We start from the raw sequence: 22,597 nt of genomic DNA, 5'->3' as shown, positions 1-22,597 counted from the left end.
GTTAAATAGAACGACTATTCGCCTCAAATGATCGAAAAATCCAACTCAACCAGCCTCGCCCTCGCTACGATCGCTATTCTCGGACAACCTCCTAGACATCGATGACACATTGAGCGACCCATTCTCCGTTGGGCGTTTGCCCCACATGCAAGGCCGTATAGGTGGCGCCCTTGACTTCCACTGCCATGTGATGCCTGGTTTTGCTCATTGCTTCGCCAAATGCACGGGCGCTGATAGAGTGATCTTGCAACTGGATCTCAAAGTGGCTGAAAAGCAGCTTGCGCGTAGCCATTTCATAAACCAGCGCGTTGAGCCAATCGATCAGGAGCAATTCATCATCCGGGGCTTGGCAGATGATGCTTACCATTTCCAGCGCTTTGACCTGTTGCGGATCAGTGATGGCAGCCGTCATTGCCAGGGCCGCTTGTTCAAAGGCTTCGCCTAGTGTGTGGCCGATGCCGCGAATACCAATATCGGCTTCATGCGGAAAATGTTCCCAATGCGGATGATTCATGCTCAGCACCCTTTGTGTGATTAGTCACTGAGAATTCTCGGATGAGGGTTATTCTAATCCTATCTTGATCTTGATTTGTGGAGTATCGTATTTACACGTATTTATAAGTATTTACACGTATTTACCCGGCTCTCTTGATTCTGTCACAGTTGCCTCCATATCCAATATACCGGGTACAAATTTGTACAGGAGGAAATTTTCTATGCACGCTATTCGCCCACCTGCTTGTGCGGGCCTCTTTTATCCTGCCGACCCGCGTCAACTGGCGCAAGATGTTCAGTGTTTGCTGGCGGATGCGCCACAGCCTGCATTAACGCCAAAGGCGCTCATCGTTCCACACGCGGGCTATATTTATTCCGGACCGATCGCCGCTTCGGCCTACGCGACGCTGCATGCCATGGCTGCCAATATTCGGCGAGTGGTCTTGCTAGGCCCGGCCCACCGGATGCTGATACGCGGGCTGGCGTTGCCTGAGGCCGAAGTGTTTGAAACCCCATTGGGGCGCATCAATCTTGATATTGCAGCGATGGAAGCGATCAAATCTATCCCTCAAATTATCGTCAGTAACCAGGCACATGCGCTGGAGCACTCGCTGGAAGTGCAATTGCCTTTCTTGCAATGCCTGCTGCCCAATTTTTCCCTGCTGCCGCTATTGGTGGGTCATACTTCTGATGAAGTGGTCGCAGAGGTGCTGGATACATTGTGGGATGGGGACGAGACACTCATTGTCATCAGCTCTGATTTTTCGCACTGTCTTCCTTATGCGCTGGCGCAGCATGTGGATAGTGAAACAATTGATGCCATTCTAGCCTTGCATGCGCCGCTCGATCCTGATCGGGCATGCGGCAGCATCTCGGTGGATGGTCTGATCCTCGCTGCGCAAAAACATCATCTGTCGCCGCATTTGCTGGATTTGCGCAACTCTGGAGATACGGCGGGTGCACATGATCAGGTTGTGGGGTATGCGGCGATTGCTTTCACCGAGGCACATAAACATGCTAACTGAAGCAGGAAAATGCTTGCCAGGCATTGCCCGCACCGCGATAGTGGATGCGCTTGGCACGGCTGATCGAGCGACAGCTGGCACCATGGCAGAGGCTGCGCCATGGTGCCTGGAAGAGGGCGCATGCTTTGTCACGCTCAAGCGGGGCGGTCACTTGCGCGGCTGCATCGGCACACTGGAAGCCTATCGACCCCTGCTGGTCGATGTGCAATACAATGCCGTGTCTGCTGCGCTGCATGATTCCCGTTTTTTGTCCGTCACACCCGGCGAGCTCGTAGATATAACGATAGAAGTTTCCGTGCTTTCCTCCCCCGAGCCGCTGAGTTTTGAAAATCAACCGGAAGCCTTGGCGCAATTGCGCCCGGGGCGGGATGGTATCGTATTCGAATATCGATCTTTTCGAAGTACATTCTTGCCACAGGTATGGGAAGACCTGCCACAGCCTGAACAGTTTCTTGCCATGCTGAAGCAAAAAGCAGGGCTGCCGGCGGATTTCTGGGCAGAAGGCATCAGACTTTCGCGCTATGGCGTGACCAAGTGGCACGAAGCAGTCGAGGAGCGTTGACATGGACGAACCTATTCGCGCTGTCGAGCAGCATCCGGCAAAATATTGGCATTTACTTGCGGATGGCCGTATTCAGTGCGACCTGTGCCCGCGCGATTGCAAATTGCATGAGGGACAGCGTGGCGCCTGTTTCGTGCGTGGGCGCATGCACGACAGGATGGTACTGACGACCTATGGCCGTTCTTCCGGTTTTTGCATCGATCCGATCGAAAAAAAACCGCTCAACCACTTTTATCCTGGCAGCAGTGTCCTGTCATTTGGTACCGCTGGCTGCAATCTGGCCTGCAAGTTTTGCCAGAACTGGGATATTTCCAAATCACGGGAATTTGACAAACTCGCCGCCGAGGCAAGTCCCGAGGCAATTGCCCGCAGTGCGGCCAAGTTCGGCTGTAAAAGCGTGGCATTCACCTACAATGATCCCGTGATCTTTGCCGAATACGCCATGGATGTTGCCGATGCCTGTCATGCTCATGGCATCAAGACGGTTGCGGTCACCGCAGGTTATATCCATGAACAGCCGCGTCGTGATTTTTTCACCAAGATGGATGCGGCCAATGTCGATCTCAAGGCGTTTACCGAGGATTTCTATGTCAGGCAAACGGGTGGGCATATCCAGCCCGTGCTGGATACCTTGGCATATCTGAAGCATGAAACCGATGTCTGGTTCGAGCTGACTACATTGCTGATACCTGGACTTAACGATTCCTCGGCAGAAATACAAAAAATGAGCGAATGGCTCGTCAAAACGCTCGGCGCGGAGGTGCCGTTACATTTCTCGGCTTTCCATCCTGATTACAAGATGCTTGATATTCCAGCGACATCTGCCGCCACACTGAGGCGTGCACGGGCTGTCGCGCGCGCAGCCGGTCTACTGTATGTCTACACCGGAAACATCCATGATCCCGAGGGGGATGCCACGTATTGCCCTGCATGCGGCAGCGTACTGATTGAACGCGACTGGTATGAAATCAAAAATTATCGCCTGACCGACATGGGACGCTGTCCGGATTGCAGTGTGCCCATCGCCGGCCGTTTCGAGACATTTACCGGCCAGTTCGGTCGCAAACATGTGCCAATCCAGATCGAGGCCGTCGAATGAATACCCTGCCGATCCCAGTAGATGATGTCGTTTTGAGTGGTGAGCTGGTGTTGCCGCCTGCTGCAGCGGGTGTGGTGCTGTTCGCGCATGGTAGCGGCAGCAGCCGCTTGAGTCCGCGCAACAGTTATGTTGCCAGAGTGCTGCAGCAGCAGGGTATCGGGACGCTGCTGTTCGATCTGCTGACACCCGGGGAAGACCGGGACTATGCCACGCGCTTCGATATCGCATTGCTGACGCGGCGGTTATTGGCCACTACCGCCTGGCTGCAGGCCCATCCGGAAACGCAGACCCTGAAACTGGGTTATTTTGGTGCCAGCACCGGTGCAGCGGCTGCCCTGCAAGCGGCGGCGGAGATGAAAACCGCCATATCGGCGGTGGTCTCTCGTGGGGGGCGTCCTGATCTGGCTGGTGAGCAAGCATTGGGTGAAGTGGCCGCCCCGACACTGCTGCTTGTCGGAAGCGAGGATTTCGGTGTGATTGAGCTCAATCAGCAGGCCTTTGCACGCATGAATTGCGAGAAAAAGCTGGTTCTGATTGGCGGGGCAACCCACTTGTTCGAGGAACCCGGTACCCTTGAGCAGGTGGCCAATGCAGCGGGGGCATGGTTTGCACAATACTTTCATGCTGCGTCTGCCGCGCCTGAAAATGCTTGATCGACGCGTTGTGACAAGCGGCCAGAAATGGCCAGGCAGGTCAGGCGATGATGCAGCAATAATCGGCGCTTGAACGGATTGCTGGCTGCCGATGCCGGAACAGGCGGCGCAGCCTGTTAATCGCTACTATGCATGGAGGCAAGACTCATGGAGCAGACTGCAACAGCATTCGAACTTCCCAATGACATTGTTCCGCTGGTTCCCATGAGGAATGTCGTGCTGTTTCCTCATGTACTGATGCCGATTGCGGTGGGCCGTCCCAAATCGGTGGCTGCGCTCGAGCAGGTGCTGCATCGCGATTCCCCGATAGGTATTCTGTTGCAACGTGATGCTACGATCGATGATCCCGGTAGGGATGCGTTGTGCACTGTTGGCACATTGGCGAAAATTGTGCGCCACGTCACCGATGCGGACAAGTTGTATCATGCTGTGTGTCAGGGAATTGTCCGTTTCCGCATCGAGGAATTCATTGAGGGTTATCCTTTTCTGGCTGCGAGAATCAGCCGTATTGAAGAAGCTACCCAGATCACTACGCAAACCGAGGCCTTGGCTGTCCAGCTGCGCGAGCGCGCCAGCGAGTTCATGTCATTGGTGCCGGGGTTGCCGGCGGAACTGGGCCATGCCCTGCAGTCAACACGCGCACCGGCGCAGCTGGCCGATATTACGGCCAGTCTGCTGGATGCCGAAGTCAGCGAGAAACAGATGCTGCTCGAAATGCTCGATATCGATGCGCGCTTGCAGAAAGTGTTGCAAATCCTGTCGCATCGCATCGAGGTATTGAGACTGTCCAAGGAGATCAGCGAGCGTACCAAGGAACAGATGGAAGATCGCGAGCGCAAGTTTTTGCTGCGCGAGCAAATGAAAGCCATTCAGAAGGAGCTGGGCGAGGGAGAGGATAATGAGCAGGACATCAGGCAACTCAGCGAAGCAATTACCGAGGCCGGCATGCCGGCAGAGATCGAAACGGGCGTGCGCAAGGAATTGCAGCGCCTGCAGCGTATGTCAAGCGCATCGGGCGAGTATTCGATGCTGCATACTTACCTGGAGTGGATGACCGATTTACCCTGGCAATTGCCGGAAGATGTGCCGATCGATCTGCCTGCCGCGCGCCAGATTCTGGAGGCCGACCATTTCGGATTGGAGCGCGTCAAACAGCGCATTATAGAATTTCTGGCGGTGCAAAAGCTCAAACCGCAGGGGCGTGCCCCGATCCTGTGCTTTGTCGGGCCGCCCGGAGTGGGAAAAACTTCACTCGGTCAGAGCATTGCACGTGCGCTGCAGCGTGCGTTCGTGCGTGTTTCATTGGGGGGCGTCCATGATGAAGCAGAAATGCGTGGCCATCGCCGTACCTATATTGGCGCAATGCCGGGCAATATCATTCAGGGGATACGCAAGGCTGGCGCGCGCAATTGCGTGATGATGCTGGATGAAATCGATAAGTTGTCAGCCAGTCTGCACGGGGACCCGTCGGCTGCATTGCTTGAAATTCTCGATCCGGAGCAAAACGCAACCTTCCGGGATAATTACCTTGGCGTCCCCTTCGATCTCAGTCGTGTGATTTTTATCGCCACGGCCAATGTACTCGACCATGTTTCCCCGCCAGTGCGGGACCGCATGGAGATTATCGATCTGCCCGGCTATACCCAGGAGGAAAAGTTGCAGATCGCTCAGCGTTATCTGATTCAGCGTCAACGTGAAGCCAATGGCCTGCAGGCAGGCCATTGCACACTGACTATAGAGGCATTGAACAAGCTCATTGGGGAATACACGCGCGAGGCCGGCTTAAGGCAACTCGAACGGGAAATAGGGCGTGTCATGCGGCATGCGGCGCTGCGCATCGCCGACAATCCGCAACTGCAGGTGCATGCCGATGTCGATGACCTTGAAGCCATTCTGGGACCAGCCAAGTATGAGCATGAAGTCGCCTCACGCACCAGTTTGCCCGGTGTGGCGACCGGCCTGGCCTGGACGCCGGTAGGCGGCGATATCCTGTTTATCGAGGCGACCAAAGTGAACGGCAAAGGCAAGCTGATACTGACCGGGCAGCTGGGTGATGTCATGAAAGAAAGTGCCCAGGCGGCCTTGACGCTCGTCAAGGCCTTGGCCAGCACGCTCAGCATTCCCGCTTCAATATTCGAAGTCGTGGACATCCATCTGCACATACCAGCGGGCGCGATACCCAAGGATGGACCCAGTGCTGGCGTGGCAATGTTTGTCGCGCTCGCTTCGCTGTTCACCGATCGGCCGGTTTCAAATGAGGTCGCCATGACAGGCGAGATCAGCTTGCGCGGGTTGGTGCTTCCGGTGGGGGGCATCAAGGAAAAGGTTCTGGCCGCGCAGCGCGCGGGGATCAAGAGGGTGCTTCTGCCTGCGCGCAATCTGAAAGATTTGCACGATGTACCCGAAGCGGTGCGATCGGCGCTGACCATTATCCCGCTTGAGACAGTTGACGATGCAGTCCAGGCAGCATTGACCTCTAAATAGAGGGGAAATTTAACTGGCCTTTTTCTATAGAGGACCTCTAAAAACTATCGCCACCCTCCCTCTGCTACCTGCAGCCAAGCAATCCTCCCGGTACACTCCAGCATCGGACTGGATTGCTTCGGTGCGAGACACCTCGCAAAGACGGTAAGGGGGGTGCGCTTGCGCACCGTTAAAGGCTGATTGCTGCTTGGGATTGACTATGTTATCGAGGCCTGCCGGAATCATCCGATGTAAATGGTGCCTGAATGATTCCGGAATGCCCCGATAACGGTTTTTTCATGGCTTAGGCATCAGGGTGACTGCGCTGAATGGTTATTGAACTTCGATGCTGCGTCGTTTTGATGCTTCCATTTTGGGAAGCATGATTTCCAGGATGCCGTTTTTTAATGACGCGGTTGCCCTGGAGGCATCGACTGTGCTCGGCAGCATGATTGAACGGGCAAAGGAAAAACTGGAAATTTCCCGCCGGAAATAATCGCCTTTTTCTTCCTTTTCTTCATGACTGGACTCGCCCTTGATCGACAGCAGATTGCCGGTGACCGAGATATTCAAGTGCTTTTTTTCGATGCCTGGCAGCTCTGCGCGGACCAGCAGCGCGTTATCGCGGTCGATGACATCCAGACTGGGTAGGCGTTGTCCTTCAGTTTCAAAGACGTTGTCGAACACTGAAGCGTCACGCCGCCCTAATGATGGCCAGCGCGGGTGGAACAGGCGGTCGAAAATCCGCTCCATCTCGGCGATGGGGTGGATTGCCGGCCATGCATATTTGGCGGGTTCCTTACTGGCTGTGACCGGAACATCCTCTTTGCTTTCTTCAAGCATGATGGTTACTCCTCAATGGTTGATCAGTGAGAAATCAGCTCGGTGTTGGCTAAAGCCAGCTTTCGGCCTGGTCGATGGGGTGAATCATGACCACTGTCTGGTGTTGGCCCTGCTGTTCCAGGTCGTTGAAAAAAAGCTCACCGGAAAATTGTAGATTGTTGCCGACAACATTGAAGGGATGGCCGATGCGCGAAAGAAAGCGCAAATACGGGTTGACCCGCTCACCTTTGCGCAGGGTGATTTCAGATAATTGCGGCAATACTTCGGAGATATGCTGGCCGCCCAATTTGGCTGGCTGATAGCCCAGTAATTTTGCGCCGCTGTCATTGCAATTCTGGATTATGCCATCTTCCGTGAGAACCAATACCGCAACTTTATCTTTGACATGCCCAGCCGCCCGGGGTACTTTGTTTCGCTGTTTGTGAATCGATTGCGCTTTCATTGATTTGTCTCCTTTTCTGCCGCTAACCAATCATCCAGTTCTTGTCCCGGCGTAAATCCGCGTGCCTCAGCCTTGTAATAAGCTGAAACCGCGATGCGCGCCTCCAATTCTGCCGGCGGGCTTGCCTTGGATCGGGATCTGGGCGTCTTGCCTGCCACAGATAATTTGCTGCCCTTAGTCTGTGAAACGGTCGCTTTCAAATTAACCTCCTGCTCACGTGGTATTGTCTGAAGTGGTTATGTTTTTTAGCTTCCTTTTGTTGCTGTTAATTTACTAAAAGTTACTTGACAAAAAAATACGTACGGACACTTAGTTGGTCGTATTTTTGTGTATGATGATCACTCGGGTGCCAAGAAATGTTGAGAATCATTGAAAATCCATGTATGACTCTGAACCAAGTGTTGACGTAGATGTGACTGGCTCTATATCTGGCATTAGTCTGCACAAGTTGTTTGCTGCTTTGCCTGAAGCCTGTTTGTTGGTTGACCACAGCGGGCGGGTATTATTGACCAATACAGCCGTGCAAGATCTGTTTGGCTATACTGAAGCTGAATTTTGCACTCTGGAAATTGAGTCACTCATTCCTGCGCGTTTTCGGAAACACCACCGGTCTTACGTTGATGCGTATCTTGCCAATCCCAGGAAGCGATCATTGGGGGATGGCAAGCGACTCATCATGCTGCGGCGCGATGGACAGGAATTGATGGTGGATATTGGTCTGAGTCCGATCGTTTTGCCGACAGGGCTTTGCATTCTGGTTACATTGAATGCCGCGGCACGGCGGCGTCAAGCCGAACAGGCGCTGCGAATCAGCGAGGAGCGCCTGCTGCTGGCCAAGCAGGCAGCAGGCCTCGGGGTGTTCGACTGTGATTGCCAGCGCAGAGTAATATACTGCGATGAACGACTCAATGAGATTTGTGGAAATGGTGGTGGAGAGACCATTTCCCATGATGAATTTCTGGCAATTATTCATCCCAACGATCGCCCCTTGTTTGAAAACGCGCTTGAACAGGCGACCAATCCGGATGGGGAAGGTCGATTGCATGTCGAGTTTCGGCTGCGCCCCAATGCCACTAACCAGGTCGGTCGCTGGGTGGTGATTGTTGGGCGCGTGCATTTCAAGGCCAGGCAGGCCACAAGACTGGTCGGCATCGTGCGCGATATCACCGAACGTAAAATTTACGAAAAGAATCTGCTGGTACAGCGGAACGAGACCGAGACTTTTTTCAGGCAGCAAGTGGCGTTAGGTACCGCCTCGGCCATCGCGCATCAACTCAATTCGCCATTGACCGCTATTTCAATCTATAGTGAGGTGGCCTTGCGTACCATGCAACAAGATCCCCTCGAACTGGATAAAATGAAGTGTGCGCTCGAAGCTTGTGTCATGCAGGCACAGTTGGCTGGTCGCAGCCTGCACGAATTGCTGGTATTCCTGCAGAAAGGCGGCGTGCAAGCCGAAGTGCTCGATCTCAATGCAATCGTGACGGACGTGCTAAAGGATGTACGGGACACGGAGCTGGGTGAATTTATCTTGTTGCCTGAATTACAAGCCAATCTGCCGGCCGTTCAAGCCAATCGTGTCCATTTACAGAAAGTGTTGCTGAATCTGATCGGGAATGCGATTGAGGCGATGCGCGCAGCCAATATCGCTGGCGCGGCGATCACGGTTCGTACCGAAAATCTGACCGAGCAAAGCATGGCCAGAGTTACCGTGCAGGATAACGGGCCTGGACTCAATCAGGAAGTTGCCAGGCATGTATTCGAACCTTTCTTTACAACCAAACCCACCGGTATCGGGATAGGCTTGCCCATTTGCCATGCATTGATCGAAGCCAATGGCGGCCACCTCTGGGTCGATCCGGATTCTCGCCAGGGTGCCAGATTTTGTTTCACGCTGCCGTTTGCATAAGATGGGCGTTTTCTGGCTGATGACGGATTGATGGCAGGTATCGCGGGTTGATTGTTGATATATGAATTCAGCAGTACAAGGGCGCGCTTGCGTAACATGACACTGACGGGAAATTGCCCCAAGCCTCATGCATCTTACCGGTAGTTGTATGAAGGCATATGGTTGAGGGTTATCACCGGAAGGCGCGTTGCTAGAGACCCATGGCCGTTTCTGCCAATGCTGCTTGGCAGCAAGAGGAGGGGTATTGTACGGTGCAGGCGTCTTCTTGCAGGCGAGCGCGTTCGATAGAGGGATTGTTGATGGATTCAAAGCAGCCGGTGGTCTATATTGTGGATGATGATCCTGCAGTGCGGGATGCGTTTGCACTGATGCTTGAACAAGCCGGGGTTCATGCTCGCTTCTTCAGTGGTGCGGAAGATTTCCTGGCGGCCTATCAACCGGATTTTGCCGGTTGTCTTGTTCTGGATGTGCGCATGCCGGGCATGGATGGTATTCAGTTGCAACGAGCGCTTGTTGAGCGTCGATGCACATTGCCGATCATTTTCCTGACCGGGCATGGCGATATTCCGATGAGTGTCCGGGCAATCAAAGCTGGCGCGGTGGATTTTCTCAGTAAACCGGTGACTTATTCCAAGCTGATTGCCAGTATTCGTGCGGCCTTCATTGAGCAAGAAAAACGGTACAAGGCCAGCGAGCCTAATCATGAAGCGAGGGCGCGTCTCGAGAAACTCACCAAGCGCGAACGAGAAGTGGCGGTCTTGGCTGCTCAGGGGCTTTCCAGTAAGGAGATTGCCACCCAGTTAAATATCAGCTATCGTACAGTCGAAATCCATCGCTGCAATATCATGCGCAAGATCGGTGCGCGTAGTTTACTAGAGCTTGCGCGGGTTGTGCGCGAAAGCGGCTGGCAGCATATCTGAAGCCCAGCGCGGTTTCAGTCTGGAAATCCTTAGAAGCTGTTTGGAAATGCTGAACTTGAGTGATCGTGCCCCAGGAGACTGTCCGAGAATAGACTGATCTACTGCGGACGAACCTGCCAGGCTGGATTTTCCGATCCTTTTCGTTGAATAGAACCACTATTCGTCTCAAATGATCGAAAAATCCCGTTCAGCCAGCTTCGCCCTCGCTACGATCGCTATTCTCGGACAGCCTCCTAGTATGACGCATGTGGATACGAATGGTTTTTCCAAACCGTGAGCATCTTGGCAAGCGACTCGGTATCGAAGCCAAGCTGACGTTAGGCTGGATTGCTTCGCTGTGCTCGCAAAGACGGCAGAAAACAATGGCCATCCGCAATTTTAACCGCCGTCTTGGCGAGGCCCAATGGGCCGCGGCCATCCAGATGCTTTTCGGTAACAATAACGCTACAGTTGCCACAGCGTTGAGCAATCTGATCTGAGATTGGAATTCCCAAACAGCTTCTTAGGGCTCGTTAATGGTGCCGATGACAAATGTCAGGTATTGTGGACGCGCTGGCGGTAGGTTTCGAACAAACAAATACCGGCGCTGACTGAAACATTCAGACTTTCGATATGCCCGACCATGGGGATGCGCACGAGTTGATCGCAAGTTTCACGTGTCAGGCGGCGCATGCCTTCTCCTTCGGCACCCAGCACCCAGGCGATCGGGCCGGAGAGTGTCATGTCATCCAGGCTGCTATCGGCATCGGCAGTCGTGCCCATGATCCAGATGCCCATGTCCTTGAGTTCGCGCAGGGTTCTGGCCAGGTTGGTCACGGCAAAGAAAGGAACCGTATCGGCGGCACCGCTGGCGACTTTATGGACAGTCGCTGTCAAACCCGCGGCACGGTCCTTGGGTGCGATGACCGCATGCACACCCAATGCATCCGCGACACGCAGACAGGCACCCAGATTATGCGGATCCTGAACGCCATCCAGCACGAGCAGCAGGGCGGGTTCGGTCAATGCCTCAAGCAAATCCTCAAGTGTGGCAGGCTGATGTGTTTTTGTGACATGGGCGGCCACTCCTTGATGATGAACAGTGCCCGTCATTCTGCCGAGCCTGTCCGGATCACAAAGAATCAAGCGGGTTGAAGTATTCTCGGCCAGCTTGATTAAATCGCGTGCGCGTTGATCCTGTCGATGGGTGTCCAGGTAGATTTCTTTGATGCTGTCCGGGTGTTGGCGCAAACGGCTGGTAACGGCGTGGAAACCAAAGATATAGTGCGAAGTGGTCATGGTTGGAAGATGAAAAGGATGGTCGTTCAGTTTTTCTGTGTATCCACAAGTACAAAATCAATCTTGCGGGTTTCCAGATCGACCCTGACGAGTTTGACTCGCAGTCTGTCGCCGAGCCGGAAACTCTTGCCGCTGCGTTCCCCGCGTAACACATGTTTGACCGGATCGTGATGAAAATAATCGCTGGGTAGCTCTGAAATATGCACCAGGCCTTCGACATAAATATCATCCAGGGCGACAAATAGCCCAAAACCGGTGACGCCGCTGATTACACCATCAAAACTGTCGCCAATTTTATCCTGCATGTAAAAGCATTTCAGCCAGGATTCAACTTCCCGTGTGGCTTCATCCGCACGGCGCTCGGTCGTCGAGCAATGCTTGCCGAGCTCGTGCCAGTCTCCGGGAGAATAATGCTGGCCGGCGAGCGTGGCTTTGATTGCGCGATGCACCAGTAAATCAGGGTAGCGCCGGATCGGCGAAGTGAAATGGGTGTAGGTTTCATACGCCAGACCGAAATGGCCTATGTTGTCCGGACTGTACATCGCCTGGCTGAGGGAGCGCAGCATGACGGTTTGTAGCAGCTGCGCATCGGACCGGTCTTTGATGCGGGTAAGCGTGCGGGCGTAATCCTTGGCATGGGGTTCGCTGCCGCCACGCAGCTGTAATCCGAATTCTTTCAGGAAATCCCGCAGCGCAAGCAGTTTTTCTTCCGTTGGGCCGTCGTGAATTCGATAGAGCACGGGTTGTTGATGTGTCTGCAGGAAATCCGAGGCACAGACGTTGGCAGCCAGCATGCATTCCTCGATCAGGCGATGCGCATCGTTGCGCTGCACCGGGCGTATTTGTTCGATTTTACCCTGATCATTGAAAACCATTTCAGTTTCAATGGTTTCAAAATCGATCGCCCCTCGTTTCTTGCGGGATCTTTGCAATACCTTGAAAAGTTTGTTCAGTAACCGAAGATGTGGCAGCAGCTGGGCATGCTTCTTGGCAACAGAACCTTTCGGCTCTGTCAGCATCGTGGCGACAAGGTTGTAGGTCAGCCGGGCATGGGAATGCATTACCGCTGGATAGAATCGATATTCGACGAGCTCGCCTTTGGCCGTCCAGTGCATTTCGCATACCATGCACAGGCGATCCACTTGTGGATTGAGCGAACAAAGGCCATTCGAAAGCACTTCCGGCAGCATCGGAATCACCCGCCTGGGGAAATAAACCGAGTTGCCGCGATTGAATGCTTCTTTGTCCAGTGCAGCCTGCTCAGGTACGTAATGACTGACGTCAGCGATGGCCACAAATAATCTGAAGTCCTTGCCTTCCTGCTGGCAATAAACGGCATCATCGAAGTCGCGTGCAGTCTCGCTGTCGATGGTGACCAGTGGCAAATGGCGGATGTCTTCTCGTTTGGCCAGTTCCTTTTTCAGAACTCTTTTGGGAAACTTGGCGGAGGCTTGTTCGACTTCCGGTGGAAATTGGTGAGGCAGGTCGAATTTACGCAGTGCAATTTCGATTTCCATGCCTGGTGCTGCGTAATCTCCCAATATTTCCACAATATGGCCGATAGGCTGGGCCCGGTTGTTGGGCTGCTGTATGATATTGACGACGACGATTTGCCCGGAGCTGGCCTGCATGGCGCCTTCCTTGGGAATCAGGATTTCCTGGTTGATGCGCTTGTCTTCGGGTATCACGAGGCATATGCCATGTTCCGTATAAACCCGTCCGACCAGGCTGGTATTGGCGCGTTCCAGGACTTCGACGATTTTGCACTCGCGGCGGCCCCGCCGGTCTATTCCGCTGACACGCACGATGACGCGATCGCCGTGCAGCACTTTATGCATTTCTTTGGGACTTAAAAATAAATCCCCTTTCTCGTCATCCGGAACCAGAAAGCCAAATCCATCGCTATGGCCTTGTACGACGCCCTTAATGAGCTCCAGCTTCTCGGTGACGCAGATGTCGCCTTTCCGGTTACGGATAATTTGACCGGCGCGTATCATGGCGGACAAGCGGCGACAGAAGAATTCCGTTTCTTCGTCGGTGATATCCAGCAATTCGAGCAGCTTGGTTTCGTTGACCGGCACCCCCTGTTTTTCTAGGATCTGCAGGGTGAACTCGCGGCTGGGAAGCGCTACCCCACCGTAACGCGTGCGCTCGCGTTCAAGGAATGGGTCGAGGTCTCGTAACCGGTTTTTCTTGATTTTTTTTCTCTTGATTGACAAATCGACGGTTTCCTATAAAATTGGCGATCTTTACCGCGGTTATTATGCCTAACTAATTCCAGTTAAGGGAATGATAATCGTAAATATGCCCAGATGGCGGAATTGGTAGACGCGCATGGTTCAGGTCCATGTGCCTTCGGGTGTGGAGGTTCGAGTCCTCTTCTGGGCACCATCCTATTATATCGAATGTAATTTTGATCAGTAACAAATCATATAATATCAATAAATTAGGTGGTTTCCGCTGATGTTTCTAGTGTAACAAAATACTGCATTTCGGGGTCTTTGTCCTGTAATTACTGCACCAAAATTATACCGTGATTACATCACAAGCATGGCTACTTTCCAAAAGAGAGGAAAGTCCTGGCGGGTATTTGTATTATGGGCACTTGGCTATGATCATGAAGCCATTACAAGACTGGACTGGCTGCAAGACCATTAAGCGGCGATAGGTTTTGCCTTCTTTATTCGAGCTTTCCGTTTTGGTGTATTAAGCGCTTTCCACAGTTCGTTGCGTTGCTGCAGATTCAACCAAAAATCAGCTGTATTTCCAAAAACCGTGGCGAGCATCAACGCAGTGTCGGTCGTAATAGCGCGACGATTGGTGCACAACTCGTTGACGGTTTTTCGGCTGATATCCATCGCTTCCGCCAGCCGTCCCTGGGTAAGTTTCATGGGCACAAAAAATTCCTCAGTAATCATTTCACCGACACTGATGGGTTGTCGTTTTATGATATTCATAGCCTGCCTCACCGATAATCATGGTTATCTAGGAGGCTGTCCGAGACTGATCTACTGCGGACGATTCTGGCTGGCTGGATTTTCCGATCCTTTTCGTTAAATAGAACGACTATTCGCCTCAAATGATCGAAAAATCCCGCTCAACCAGCCTCGCCCTCGCTACGATCGCTATTCTCGGACAGCCTCCTAGCCGCCATTGCTTGTTAATGCGGATGGAGTGTTTCCCGGCCAAATTTCCTCTCAACTTCTCAAAATGATTGCTTGGTGGTGACCGCAAGTTGAGGTCACAGGTCGCGTCATCGATTAACTGCAATTTTCGGAACAGTCCGATCTTCGATCTCAGCCGGTGGGGTATAAAATGTATTAAAATATCATGGCTTTAATCGTTTGCTTGGCCGACAGTACAAAAGATCAATTTCTATGCTTCACCATGAGAAGCAGGTATCCGGGCTCCATGTGCAAGTTGATGTGAAATTCCTGAATTTGAAGACGGAGAGTGGGTATAAGGTTTGATACTTTCAGTACATGGTAGTAGATGATGCTGCACGTATCCGTGCGCTTAAGATTTATAAAAAGCATACTCAACAAAATGCTATCGACTTTGTGGGTTGCGTCATTGCCAAGCTCCTCTACCGGATCAATACGATTCATCGATTGAAGATCAGCTCGTCCCAAACGTTTCCCGGTGTTGATCGATAAACATCTTCACTTCTTCTTGAGGCGGTCGAGCTTCGTTTGAGCGAGAAACGTACTGGCCAGACGCAGAATCTCGTTGGCCTGGCGCAGTTCACTGACTTTGCGCCCCAAGGTCCTGATGCATTCCTGTGCAGCGGTCAGGGTGTGTTCCGTTGTGAAGGTGCTTTTGTAAAAGCCGGTACAGGCGCTTGCGAGTTGCTCATGGCCCGCTGCTGTCGCGCAGCTGAGGCCCACCAATCTAGTTGGGTAAAGGTTCTGGCGAAGTATTGCTTCCATCCTTGTGCGTCAGCACTGCCTAAAAAACTGCCGTCTTCCCCAAGCACTTCATCTGCCTTTGGTATGTGGACCATGGCTGAAACTGGCAAGCAGCCCAGCTCGGAAAGAAAGGCGCGCATGCCTACAGCTGCGCGTACACCTCCCCATTGCCCCGCTGAATAAGTGACAATGGCACTCGGTTTGTACGAGAACAAGGAACTGCCGAAATGATTGAGAAGATGCGCCAACGCCGGGCTCATTGAGTGATTGTACTCCGGGCTTACCATGATATATCCGTCAGCGCTCGCTATGCTTGCGGCCAGGGACTCGAGCTGAGTGGGTGCTTTCCCATGGGCATAGGCAAAATGCGGTTTGAAGGAAGGTGCAAGCTCGTAATCAAGCGGGTCAACCAGTTCCGCAACATGAATGCCTTGGTTTATTTCTGTAATGCATGCTCGCGCGACGCGTAACCCCAGCCGGGGCGGTTTGGGTGGGGTGCTGTTTCTCGCCGACCCGAGGAATACCAAAAATTTCAGAGGCGTATCTGGCGATTTTGTCATGTTTCAAGCTGGTTATTCTGAATGCCTGGATGGGCTTTATTCTATTCTACTGGAGTCTGCATGCTTAATGATATTTGACGCACCAAGGGAATGTTTGTAAATTGAAACTGCTTGACAGATGAAAAGCGGATATCTTTCTGTTTCTCGGTTAGCTTGTGATCAACGCACCGGGAACATTTCCGGGCTGCCTCATTTACTTGCGTAAAATTGGAGCATGCGATGATCTCTTCAAAACATATTCCCATCATAAAAATACGGCCCATCATCGTTGGTGTCGTGGTTTCCATATCGTTATCAGTTCATGCCGAAGACAGCGCGCAGCCGCGTGACGGTGAAATCGTCTATACCAAAATATGAGGATATTGCCATGATGTCGGCATAGGCCCGAACATTAAGGGCCGGCAGTTACCCCTGGAATATATCAACCATATCGTGCGGCATGGGTTGCGGGCCATGCCTGCTTTTCCCGAACCCTATATCAGCGACGAAGAGCTGAAGCAGGTTGGACGGTTCATCTACTGATTGGTCAACAAAAGAATGGGGAGGAATCATGGATGCTCAACGGCGCTTGCTGCTTAAGGGGGTGGTTGTGGGCGGTTTATCGGGTCCGGGACTGATCGGGTCGAGTATGAGTCTGGCAAGTGATCCAGCAGGGGCTGCGATGCACGCAGAGTTTACAAAGCCCATTCTGGCACTTGTGGATGGGAGGGCCGAATACTCGGCCTTTGTTCAAGGAATGCAGGCAGCTGACCATTCGGGCTCATTGCAGCTGCACAATACGAGTCTGGGTTTGGATTTTTTGCTGACATTGCAGCGCCATGTTCAGAATGCGCGGGGGAAATATATCTTGGGTTTGGTGGATGATGCCTGTGGCACGCTTATAGTTGAATTCGCGCGCGCCGCGGGTGCATGTGTGCACTGGCTTGGCCAGCATGCAGTCAGTCTGGATCGATCACACCATCAGCTACTCAGCAGCCAAATAGTTGATGGTCGTGCAGCTTCGTTGATCCAGCAGCTTGTCGTGCATGGCGCCAGTTCCGATTTTAATCGGCAGTCGGTAGGAAGGGGAATGCACTCTTCCAGACTCACTCAACATTTGTGTGGTGCGGCAGATAGAGACCGCGGGCAGTGGGCAGTGGATCTTGGCCATGCGCTTGCCAGTCTCGGCCGGACAGCGATCCCGGCGGCACCCAGGATGGATGCTGGCCTGATGCCTGCGACGGGTCATTTTATTTCGTTTGCTTTTGAGACTTAGGGGGGCTGTCAACATGGGTGAGCAGAAATTCGACGTACTGCCGCGAGGGGTGAACCAGCAGGCGTTCCTGAAAGCCGTCGAGGAGTTTCGTAAATTGCTGGGAGATGAGAACGTTTTGACGAGACCTGAGCAATTGATCGCTTATATGAAGATCATGATGCCAGTGGATGAAGCGGAACACGCGCCATCTGCTGCGCTGACAGCGACAACTGTGGAGCAGATTCAGGCAATCGTGAGAATCTGTAACGAATACAGGATCCCGATATGGACAATCTCCACCGGCCGCAACTTTGGCTATGGCTCGGCTGCTCCCCATCATCGCGGTCAGATCATTCTCGATCTGAAGAAAATGAACAAGATTCTGCATGTCGATCCCGAACTGTGTACAGCACTGGTCGAGCCCGGTGTGACTTATCAGCAGCTTTACGACTATCTGCAAACGCATGACTTGCCGCTGATGTTGTCGATGCCCGCCCCCTCCGCTATTGCGGGTCCGTTGGGTAATACCATGGACCGGGGCGTGGGATATACCCCCTATGGTGAGCACTTTCTGATGCAATGCGGAATGGAAGTTGTCCTGGCCAATGGCGAAGTGTTGAGAACCGGCATGGGTGGCGTCAAGGGGGATAATAGCTGGCAAGTTTTCAAATGGGGATATGGGCCGACAATCGATGGCCTGTTTACACAATCCAATTATGGTATTTGCACCAAAATGGGGTTCTGGCTGATGCCCAGACCGCCTGTCTACAAGCCGTTTTCCATCAAATTTGACTCGGAGGATGACATTGCCGACATCGTGGAAGTGCTTCGTCCGTTGCGTATTGCCCAGATTATTCCAAACGCATTGGTGATAGCCAATGCACTTTGGGAAGCCGGTGGAGCCAATGTTCGCCGCACGCAATATTATGAGGGCCAGGGCGTGACACCCGATGATGTGATCGAGAGAATCTGTGCCGATAAAGGTATCGGTCAGTGGAATGTATATGCGGCGCTTTACGGTACCCGGGAACAGGTCGCCGTGAATTGGAAGATCGTTACCGATGCGATCAAGGCCCTGGGGAAGGGTACCATCATAACCGAGGAGGAAGCGGGCGGTACGGAACCGTTCAAGTATCGCGCCAAGTTGATGCAGGGAATTCCCAATCTGCAGGAGTTTGGATTATACAACTGGCGTGGCGGCGGTGGGTCCATGTGGTTTGCGCCAGTCAGTCAGGCCCGTGGCAGCGAAACCAGCAAACAGATGCGGCTTGCCAAGAAAATACTGAACAAGTACGGCCTGGATTATGTGGGTGAGTTCATCGTTGGCTGGCGTGACATGCATCATGTTATCGATGTTTTGTACGACCGCAGCGATCCCGCTGAATTCAAGGCTGCCTATGCATGTTTCCATGAATTGCTGGACGAGTTCGAGCAGCAAGGATATGCCGTTTACCGTGTTAATACTGCATTCATGGAGCGCGTGGCGCAGAGTTATGGCCCGGTTAAACGTCGCGTCGAGCACGCAATCAAGCGCGCGCTGGACCCCAACAATATTCTGGCGCCAGGCAAATCGGGAATCGACCTGGAAACATTCAAGGGGTAGTGGCTGCCGCGAAATGGACTGTTACGCTGCTGCCGGTTGGCGACATCGATGTGATCGAGAGTTGGCCGTCGTTGGCTCGCAGGATGTCCTGGACGATGGCCAGGCCAATGCCATGGCCGGGAACGGATGTATCGGCTCGCTCACCTCGTTCCAGGATTCTGGCAATGTCATCCTGATGGATACCCGGGCCGTCGTCCTCGATGCTGATTATGGTCTGGTTGTTCGCATTGTAGGCCGATATACAGACAGAGTTTTGGCACCATTTGAAGGCGTTATCAATCAGGTTGCCAAGCAATTCCATAAGATCCCCTTCATCGATGCGTACCTGTAATGCCGGATCCATTTTGATGGTTGTCTGCGGTTGTTTGCTGTAATGCGCGCGGGAGACCGCTTTGATGATTTTTTCGACCACCGGGCGCAGCGGGATCAGTCGCGAGCCAGGTGATTGTCCCACGGCGGCGGCCCGCCGTAGTTGATATTGAACAATGTGGTCCATGCGCTGGACTTGTTCGGCCAGCAGAAGCTTCAGCTTTTTTGCATCCGTTTCGGTTCGAAGAGCACCTTGCAGAATCGCTAACGGTGTTTTTAGGCTGTGGGCCAAATCAGCCAACGCATTGCGATAGCGCTGCTGATGTTTTCGCTCATGATTGAGCAAAGAATTGATATTGTCGGTCAGCCTTCTCAGCTCAATTGGATAAATGCCGTTGAGACTGTCCTGCACACCCATTTCTATGCTATTCAATTCTCTGGAAACCTTGCGCATTGGCCGTAAGCCCCAGTGCAACGCAAAGGCCTGGGTGGTCAATAGCAGGATGGCAATGATGGCCAGCCAGCTCCATAGATTCTTTTGATAACGATCGATCTGGCTATCAAACAATGTGCTGTCCATCACGACATGAAATGTGAAAGGGTGATTGATGGTCTGGGTTTCCCACTCGGTTTCAAAGCTATAGATAAAATAAGGGGTCTGATTGAGCATCAGACGCTCAAAGTTTTTATGATCGATTGCTGGCCGGGTTGCGAAGGGTGGGGTTAAATGCAGGATCGATGCGGATTGCCAAGCAATCGTTTGCGCACCATTGGTAATGTAGGCATAGGTGCCCGAGTTTAATTGATTAAGTTCAGGCAGGCCGGGAAGTTCTGCGGGCATGGATAAATTGCCTGCTGTATCCACCTCGGCGCTACCCATTAATAAGTACAGTTTACCCAACATCCGGTCTTGCAGGGCGGCCAGTGCATTGTCGTGAAAAGCGTGATCCAGGGTAAAAGCGGTTCCTCCCACAAACAGCACCAGTACGATCGAGGCACTGGATAAGATGCGTTGATTGAGTGACATCATGCGGTTTGCCCGGCATTGCTGTATGGTGCCGGTGCGATCGGCAGTCGCCGGGCGTCAATCATGCTGCGTTTTGAGTTCAATCGTACAACGATAGCCACGTCCACGCACTGTCTCGATCGGATTGAGCGTGCCGGACGGATCGAGCTTGCGCCGCAAGCGGCCGATTATGACTTCGAGCACATTGCTGTCATGCTCTTCGCCGTGCGGGTAGAGGTAATCAGCAATGACTTGTCTGGAAAATATTTTTCCCTGATTACGCATTAAAAGCTCTAGCAAGCGGTATTCAAATGTAGTGAGATTGATCGTTTGATTCTGAACGCTTACGGTTTGAGTCTCCGTATTCAGGGATATCGGGCCGCGCGCGATGATGGCATCCGGCGTGCCGGCGGCACGGCGGAGCAGGGCCTTGATTCTGGCAAGCAGTTCTTCCATCTGAAAAGGTTTGGTTAGATAGTCGTCAGCGCCAATTTCCAGGCCCTTTACCTTGTCTTCCCAGCTGGCCTGAGCGGTTAGAATGAGTATGGGCAGCAGGCTGCCTTGGTTGCGTAGCGTGGCGATGATTTCCAGCCCGGATAAGCCAGGCAGTCCCAGATCCACGATCGCAGCATCGAGCGGGTATTCACTGGCGATGTGCAGGCCTTCCTTACCGTTTGCGCTCCGATCGACCATGAATCCGGCTGATTCGAGTTGCTGGCATATTTGTTTCTGTAGATGGGCTTCATCTTCGATCACTAATATCCGCATGGCAATTATTCGGCAATCAGTGGGTGGGTAGTTGTTAGCGAGTTGATAGAATAACGCCATCGCTGGCGTTTACGGTCACAACCTGAATATTGCCCTTGCGGTTAAGTATTTTTACCCGGTAGCTGCTGGCTGAGCGGCTGACGGACAGCACGCGGCCATTGACATGTTTTTGCGCAATGGCCACGGCTTTTTGCTGAGAAATTTCAGCTTGACGAGCATTGCTCACAGACAGGAAATGTGTGGTATAAGGTTGGGCGGAAGCGATGCCGGCGCCTGGCAGTGGCGCCAGAATCGCGCCCATAAACAACAGATGATTCAGAAGGTGGCGCATGCTGGATCGATTTGGCTGGCTGCAGTCGTTGACGATGACATATAGAGGCTGGCCATGCAGTCAGACGTCATGCCAGCCCCGTGATTCAATAGCCTATCATAATTCGTGCATTGCCTGAACGAATGCCCAGTGAAAAATTATCACGTGGACCGTAGTAATAGCCGCCGCCATAGGGTGGTGCATAGCGGTATGGGTTGTAATAGCCATGCCGTGCATGACGTCGATTTTTGTAAAATTGCTTCTGCCTGCGATGGTCGCGGGGTGCGACGTATCTTGGATCGCCACGGCCAGCGGAACCGAAGTAGTAATTGTTCTGCTGGTTGCCATAGACATGCTGAGAATTTCTTGCCTGGGCGACTACCGGCATTGCCAGCGTAATTGCCAAAAATAAAACTGACAGTATTGCCACTGACGAAAAGGCTTTGGTTTTCATAGTATTTCTCCTTTTGTCTGGATGGTTTGCCTCAAGTGTTGTTGCCTGGAATCTACTATAGCCCGAGCCGCCTGAACGCAAGCTGAACGAATCGGAAAATTATTGGGCGGACTTGTTTCTTGCGGGCGCTTTGGGCCGCAGGGTAGGGCGGTATGGAATTTGATCAATAGCCGCTGCGGTTTTTGCTTTGATTTGTAGGAGGAGAAAGAGAAATCTTGCCTTGAGCCGATAACCTGCCCAAATGTGCCATTGGCCGCCGATGGCAGAGCGCTCGCGGCGCGCGGGATGGATGGCTGAGGATCGCAAGAAAATCAGTGTATTTTTTTAGTACGAGGCAATTTTTGCATTAAATGTGAAATAAACGTAGAATCACGCGATTCAGAAATAAAGTGAAAGAGTGTAGCAACTGTAGCAACGAGAAAATTATTGGAGAATTAAAGATCTATGGCAAATACTGCACAAGCTAAAAAGCGCGTAAGGCAGACCGCCAAGCAGCGTGAGCGGAATTTCGGTTTGCGCTCCAGGCTGCGTACTGCAATTAAAGGTATTAGAAAAGCGATTGCCACGGGCGATAAGGGCCAGGCAGAAGCTACCTTCAGAAAGTCGGTTAGTACCATCGACTCGATAGCAGATAAAGGCATCATTCATAAAAACAAAGCATCGAGGCATAAAAGCCGCCTTTCCAGCGCCATCAAAGCGATGGGTTGAGGTGGTTCACAATTTACCCGTCTCTAAACGGGTATAAACATTCAATAA

25 protein-coding genes, 1 tRNA gene and 2 pseudogenes are annotated in these 22,597 nt (G+C 52.6%); 14 read left to right on the top strand and 14 right to left on the bottom strand.

Annotated elements, in window-relative coordinates; translation table 11 throughout:
* Positions 1–91: 91 nt before the first annotated feature.
* Complete coding sequence (locus ABTW62_RS06975; RefSeq protein ID WP_430903874.1) at positions 92–514, bottom strand: archease; 423 nt, start codon at positions 512–514, stop codon at positions 92–94.
* Positions 515–716: 202 nt separating this feature from the next.
* On the opposite strand from ABTW62_RS06975, the gene amrB reads away from it, so the two are divergent.
* From amrB to lon, 5 genes are all read left to right on the top strand, one after another.
* On the top strand, positions 717–1,520 hold the full coding sequence (amrB, locus tag ABTW62_RS06970; protein WP_430903873.1) for an AmmeMemoRadiSam system protein B: 804 nt from the start codon (positions 717–719) through the stop codon (positions 1,518–1,520).
* A complete protein-coding gene (gene amrA, locus ABTW62_RS06965; RefSeq protein WP_430903872.1) occupies positions 1,510–2,082 on the top strand; it encodes an AmmeMemoRadiSam system protein A in 573 nt (190 codons plus the stop codon). Before amrB ends, amrA begins: the two co-directional genes overlap by 11 nt.
* A gap of 1 nt (position 2,083) precedes the next feature.
* Positions 2,084–3,181 carry an AmmeMemoRadiSam system radical SAM enzyme gene (amrS, locus tag ABTW62_RS06960; RefSeq protein ID WP_430903871.1) on the top strand — a complete coding sequence of 366 codons (1,098 nt, stop codon included), beginning with the start codon at positions 2,084–2,086 and terminating at the stop codon, positions 3,179–3,181.
* Entirely contained in the window at positions 3,178–3,834 is a 657-nt protein-coding gene (locus tag ABTW62_RS06955; protein ID WP_430903870.1) for a dienelactone hydrolase family protein, read from the top strand. Before amrS ends, ABTW62_RS06955 begins: the two co-directional genes overlap by 4 nt.
* A gap of 147 nt (positions 3,835–3,981) precedes the next feature.
* On the top strand, positions 3,982–6,318 hold the full coding sequence (gene lon / locus ABTW62_RS06950; protein ID WP_430903869.1) for an endopeptidase La: 2,337 nt from the start codon (positions 3,982–3,984) through the stop codon (positions 6,316–6,318).
* Between the two features lie 312 nt (positions 6,319–6,630).
* Here the strand turns inward: lon and ABTW62_RS06945 are convergent, their stop codons facing one another.
* Genes ABTW62_RS06945 through ABTW62_RS06935 form a run of 3 tightly spaced genes read right to left on the bottom strand, consistent with a single transcriptional unit; the run spans position 6,631 to position 7,782 of the window.
* A complete protein-coding gene (locus ABTW62_RS06945) occupies positions 6,631–7,140 on the bottom strand; it encodes an Hsp20/alpha crystallin family protein (RefSeq protein WP_430903868.1) in 510 nt (169 codons plus the stop codon).
* 49 nt (positions 7,141–7,189) lie between these two features.
* Complete coding sequence (locus ABTW62_RS06940; RefSeq protein ID WP_430903867.1) at positions 7,190–7,582, bottom strand: PAS domain-containing protein; 393 nt, start codon at positions 7,580–7,582, stop codon at positions 7,190–7,192.
* Positions 7,579–7,782, bottom strand: coding sequence for a DUF2934 domain-containing protein (locus ABTW62_RS06935; RefSeq protein ID WP_430903866.1), 204 nt, complete (start codon positions 7,780–7,782; stop codon positions 7,579–7,581). The genes ABTW62_RS06940 and ABTW62_RS06935 overlap by 4 nt, the downstream gene beginning before the upstream one ends.
* Before the next feature lie 179 nt (positions 7,783–7,961).
* On the opposite strand from ABTW62_RS06935, the gene ABTW62_RS06930 reads away from it, so the two are divergent.
* The 3 genes from ABTW62_RS06930 to ABTW62_RS06920 all read left to right on the top strand — a co-directional run bounded on the left by ABTW62_RS06930 (position 7,962) and on the right by ABTW62_RS06920 (position 10,890).
* Positions 7,962–9,491, top strand: a complete 1,530-nt coding sequence (locus ABTW62_RS06930; RefSeq protein WP_430903865.1) for a PAS domain-containing sensor histidine kinase — start codon at positions 7,962–7,964, stop codon at positions 9,489–9,491.
* A gap of 299 nt (positions 9,492–9,790) precedes the next feature.
* Positions 9,791–10,411, top strand: coding sequence for a response regulator transcription factor (locus ABTW62_RS06925; RefSeq protein ID WP_430903864.1), 621 nt, complete (start codon positions 9,791–9,793; stop codon positions 10,409–10,411).
* 257 nt (positions 10,412–10,668) lie between these two features.
* The gene (locus tag ABTW62_RS06920; RefSeq protein WP_430903863.1) at positions 10,669–10,890 is read left to right on the top strand and encodes a hypothetical protein; all 222 of its coding nucleotides are present in this window, start codon (positions 10,669–10,671) and stop codon (positions 10,888–10,890) included.
* Positions 10,891–10,945: 55 nt separating this feature from the next.
* On the opposite strand, the gene rlmB is transcribed toward ABTW62_RS06920, so the two are convergent.
* Positions 10,946–11,689: a 23S rRNA (guanosine(2251)-2'-O)-methyltransferase RlmB gene (gene rlmB, locus ABTW62_RS06915; RefSeq protein WP_430903862.1), complete on the bottom strand. Its 744-nt coding sequence runs from the start codon at positions 11,687–11,689 to the stop codon at positions 10,946–10,948.
* 26 nt (positions 11,690–11,715) lie between these two features.
* Positions 11,716–13,908 (bottom strand): ribonuclease R, encoded by a 2,193-nt coding sequence (gene rnr / locus ABTW62_RS06910; RefSeq protein ID WP_430903861.1) that lies wholly within the window; start codon positions 13,906–13,908, stop codon positions 11,716–11,718.
* Between the two features lie 87 nt (positions 13,909–13,995).
* On the opposite strand from rnr, the gene ABTW62_RS06905 reads away from it, so the two are divergent.
* Positions 13,996–14,080: transfer RNA gene (locus ABTW62_RS06905), tRNA-Leu, on the top strand.
* A gap of 263 nt (positions 14,081–14,343) precedes the next feature.
* Here the strand turns inward: ABTW62_RS06905 and ABTW62_RS06900 are convergent.
* From ABTW62_RS06900 to ABTW62_RS06885, 4 genes and pseudogenes are all read right to left on the bottom strand, one after another.
* Positions 14,344–14,646, bottom strand: coding sequence for a HigA family addiction module antitoxin (locus ABTW62_RS06900; protein WP_430903860.1), 303 nt, complete (start codon positions 14,644–14,646; stop codon positions 14,344–14,346).
* Positions 14,647–14,764: 118 nt separating this feature from the next.
* A complete protein-coding gene (locus ABTW62_RS06895; protein ID WP_430903897.1) occupies positions 14,765–14,923 on the bottom strand; it encodes a type II toxin-antitoxin system RelE/ParE family toxin in 159 nt (52 codons plus the stop codon).
* Between the two features lie 393 nt (positions 14,924–15,316).
* A pseudogene (locus ABTW62_RS06890) lies at positions 15,317–15,453 on the bottom strand (IS3 family transposase); the annotation flags it as partial.
* Positions 15,454–15,479: 26 nt separating this feature from the next.
* Positions 15,480–16,157 carry an NADPH-dependent FMN reductase gene (locus ABTW62_RS06885; RefSeq protein ID WP_430903859.1) on the bottom strand — a complete coding sequence of 226 codons (678 nt, stop codon included), beginning with the start codon at positions 16,155–16,157 and terminating at the stop codon, positions 15,480–15,482.
* A gap of 219 nt (positions 16,158–16,376) precedes the next feature.
* Here ABTW62_RS06885 and ABTW62_RS06880 point away from each other — a divergent pair, with 219 nt between their 5' ends.
* The 4 genes and pseudogenes from ABTW62_RS06880 to ABTW62_RS06865 all read left to right on the top strand — a co-directional run bounded on the left by ABTW62_RS06880 (position 16,377) and on the right by ABTW62_RS06865 (position 18,994).
* The gene (locus tag ABTW62_RS06880; protein ID WP_430903858.1) at positions 16,377–16,514 is read left to right on the top strand and encodes a hypothetical protein; all 138 of its coding nucleotides are present in this window, start codon (positions 16,377–16,379) and stop codon (positions 16,512–16,514) included.
* A gap of 15 nt (positions 16,515–16,529) precedes the next feature.
* Positions 16,530–16,679 (top strand): annotated as a pseudogene (locus ABTW62_RS06875) (c-type cytochrome); the annotation flags it as partial.
* Between the two features lie 28 nt (positions 16,680–16,707).
* Positions 16,708–17,412 (top strand): hypothetical protein, encoded by a 705-nt coding sequence (locus ABTW62_RS06870; protein WP_430903857.1) that lies wholly within the window; start codon positions 16,708–16,710, stop codon positions 17,410–17,412.
* Positions 17,396–18,994, top strand: coding sequence for an FAD-binding oxidoreductase (locus ABTW62_RS06865; protein WP_430903856.1), 1,599 nt, complete (start codon positions 17,396–17,398; stop codon positions 18,992–18,994). The genes ABTW62_RS06870 and ABTW62_RS06865 overlap by 17 nt, the downstream gene beginning before the upstream one ends.
* Here ABTW62_RS06865 and ABTW62_RS06860 read toward each other — a convergent pair.
* From ABTW62_RS06860 to ABTW62_RS06845, 4 genes are all read right to left on the bottom strand, one after another.
* A complete protein-coding gene (locus tag ABTW62_RS06860) occupies positions 18,984–20,333 on the bottom strand; it encodes an ATP-binding protein (RefSeq protein WP_430903855.1) in 1,350 nt (449 codons plus the stop codon). The genes ABTW62_RS06865 and ABTW62_RS06860 overlap by 11 nt on opposite strands.
* Before the next feature lie 54 nt (positions 20,334–20,387).
* A complete protein-coding gene (locus ABTW62_RS06855; protein WP_430903854.1) occupies positions 20,388–21,077 on the bottom strand; it encodes a response regulator transcription factor in 690 nt (229 codons plus the stop codon).
* 34 nt (positions 21,078–21,111) lie between these two features.
* The gene (locus ABTW62_RS06850) at positions 21,112–21,408 is read right to left on the bottom strand and encodes a PepSY domain-containing protein (protein ID WP_430903853.1); all 297 of its coding nucleotides are present in this window, start codon (positions 21,406–21,408) and stop codon (positions 21,112–21,114) included.
* 85 nt (positions 21,409–21,493) lie between these two features.
* Complete coding sequence (locus tag ABTW62_RS06845; protein WP_430903852.1) at positions 21,494–21,841, bottom strand: hypothetical protein; 348 nt, start codon at positions 21,839–21,841, stop codon at positions 21,494–21,496.
* Positions 21,842–22,285: 444 nt separating this feature from the next.
* Between ABTW62_RS06845 and rpsT the strand changes: the two genes are divergently transcribed.
* Entirely contained in the window at positions 22,286–22,549 is a 264-nt protein-coding gene (gene rpsT / locus ABTW62_RS06840; RefSeq protein WP_430903851.1) for a 30S ribosomal protein S20, read from the top strand.
* Positions 22,550–22,597 lie beyond the last annotated feature (48 nt).

The organism is Nitrosomonas sp. ANs5 (assembly GCF_050584665.1).
GTDB lineage: Bacteria > Pseudomonadota > Gammaproteobacteria > Burkholderiales > Nitrosomonadaceae > Nitrosomonas.
Note: the sequence above shows the minus strand (reverse complement) of the source record. Positions and strands in the feature narration are given on the sequence as shown.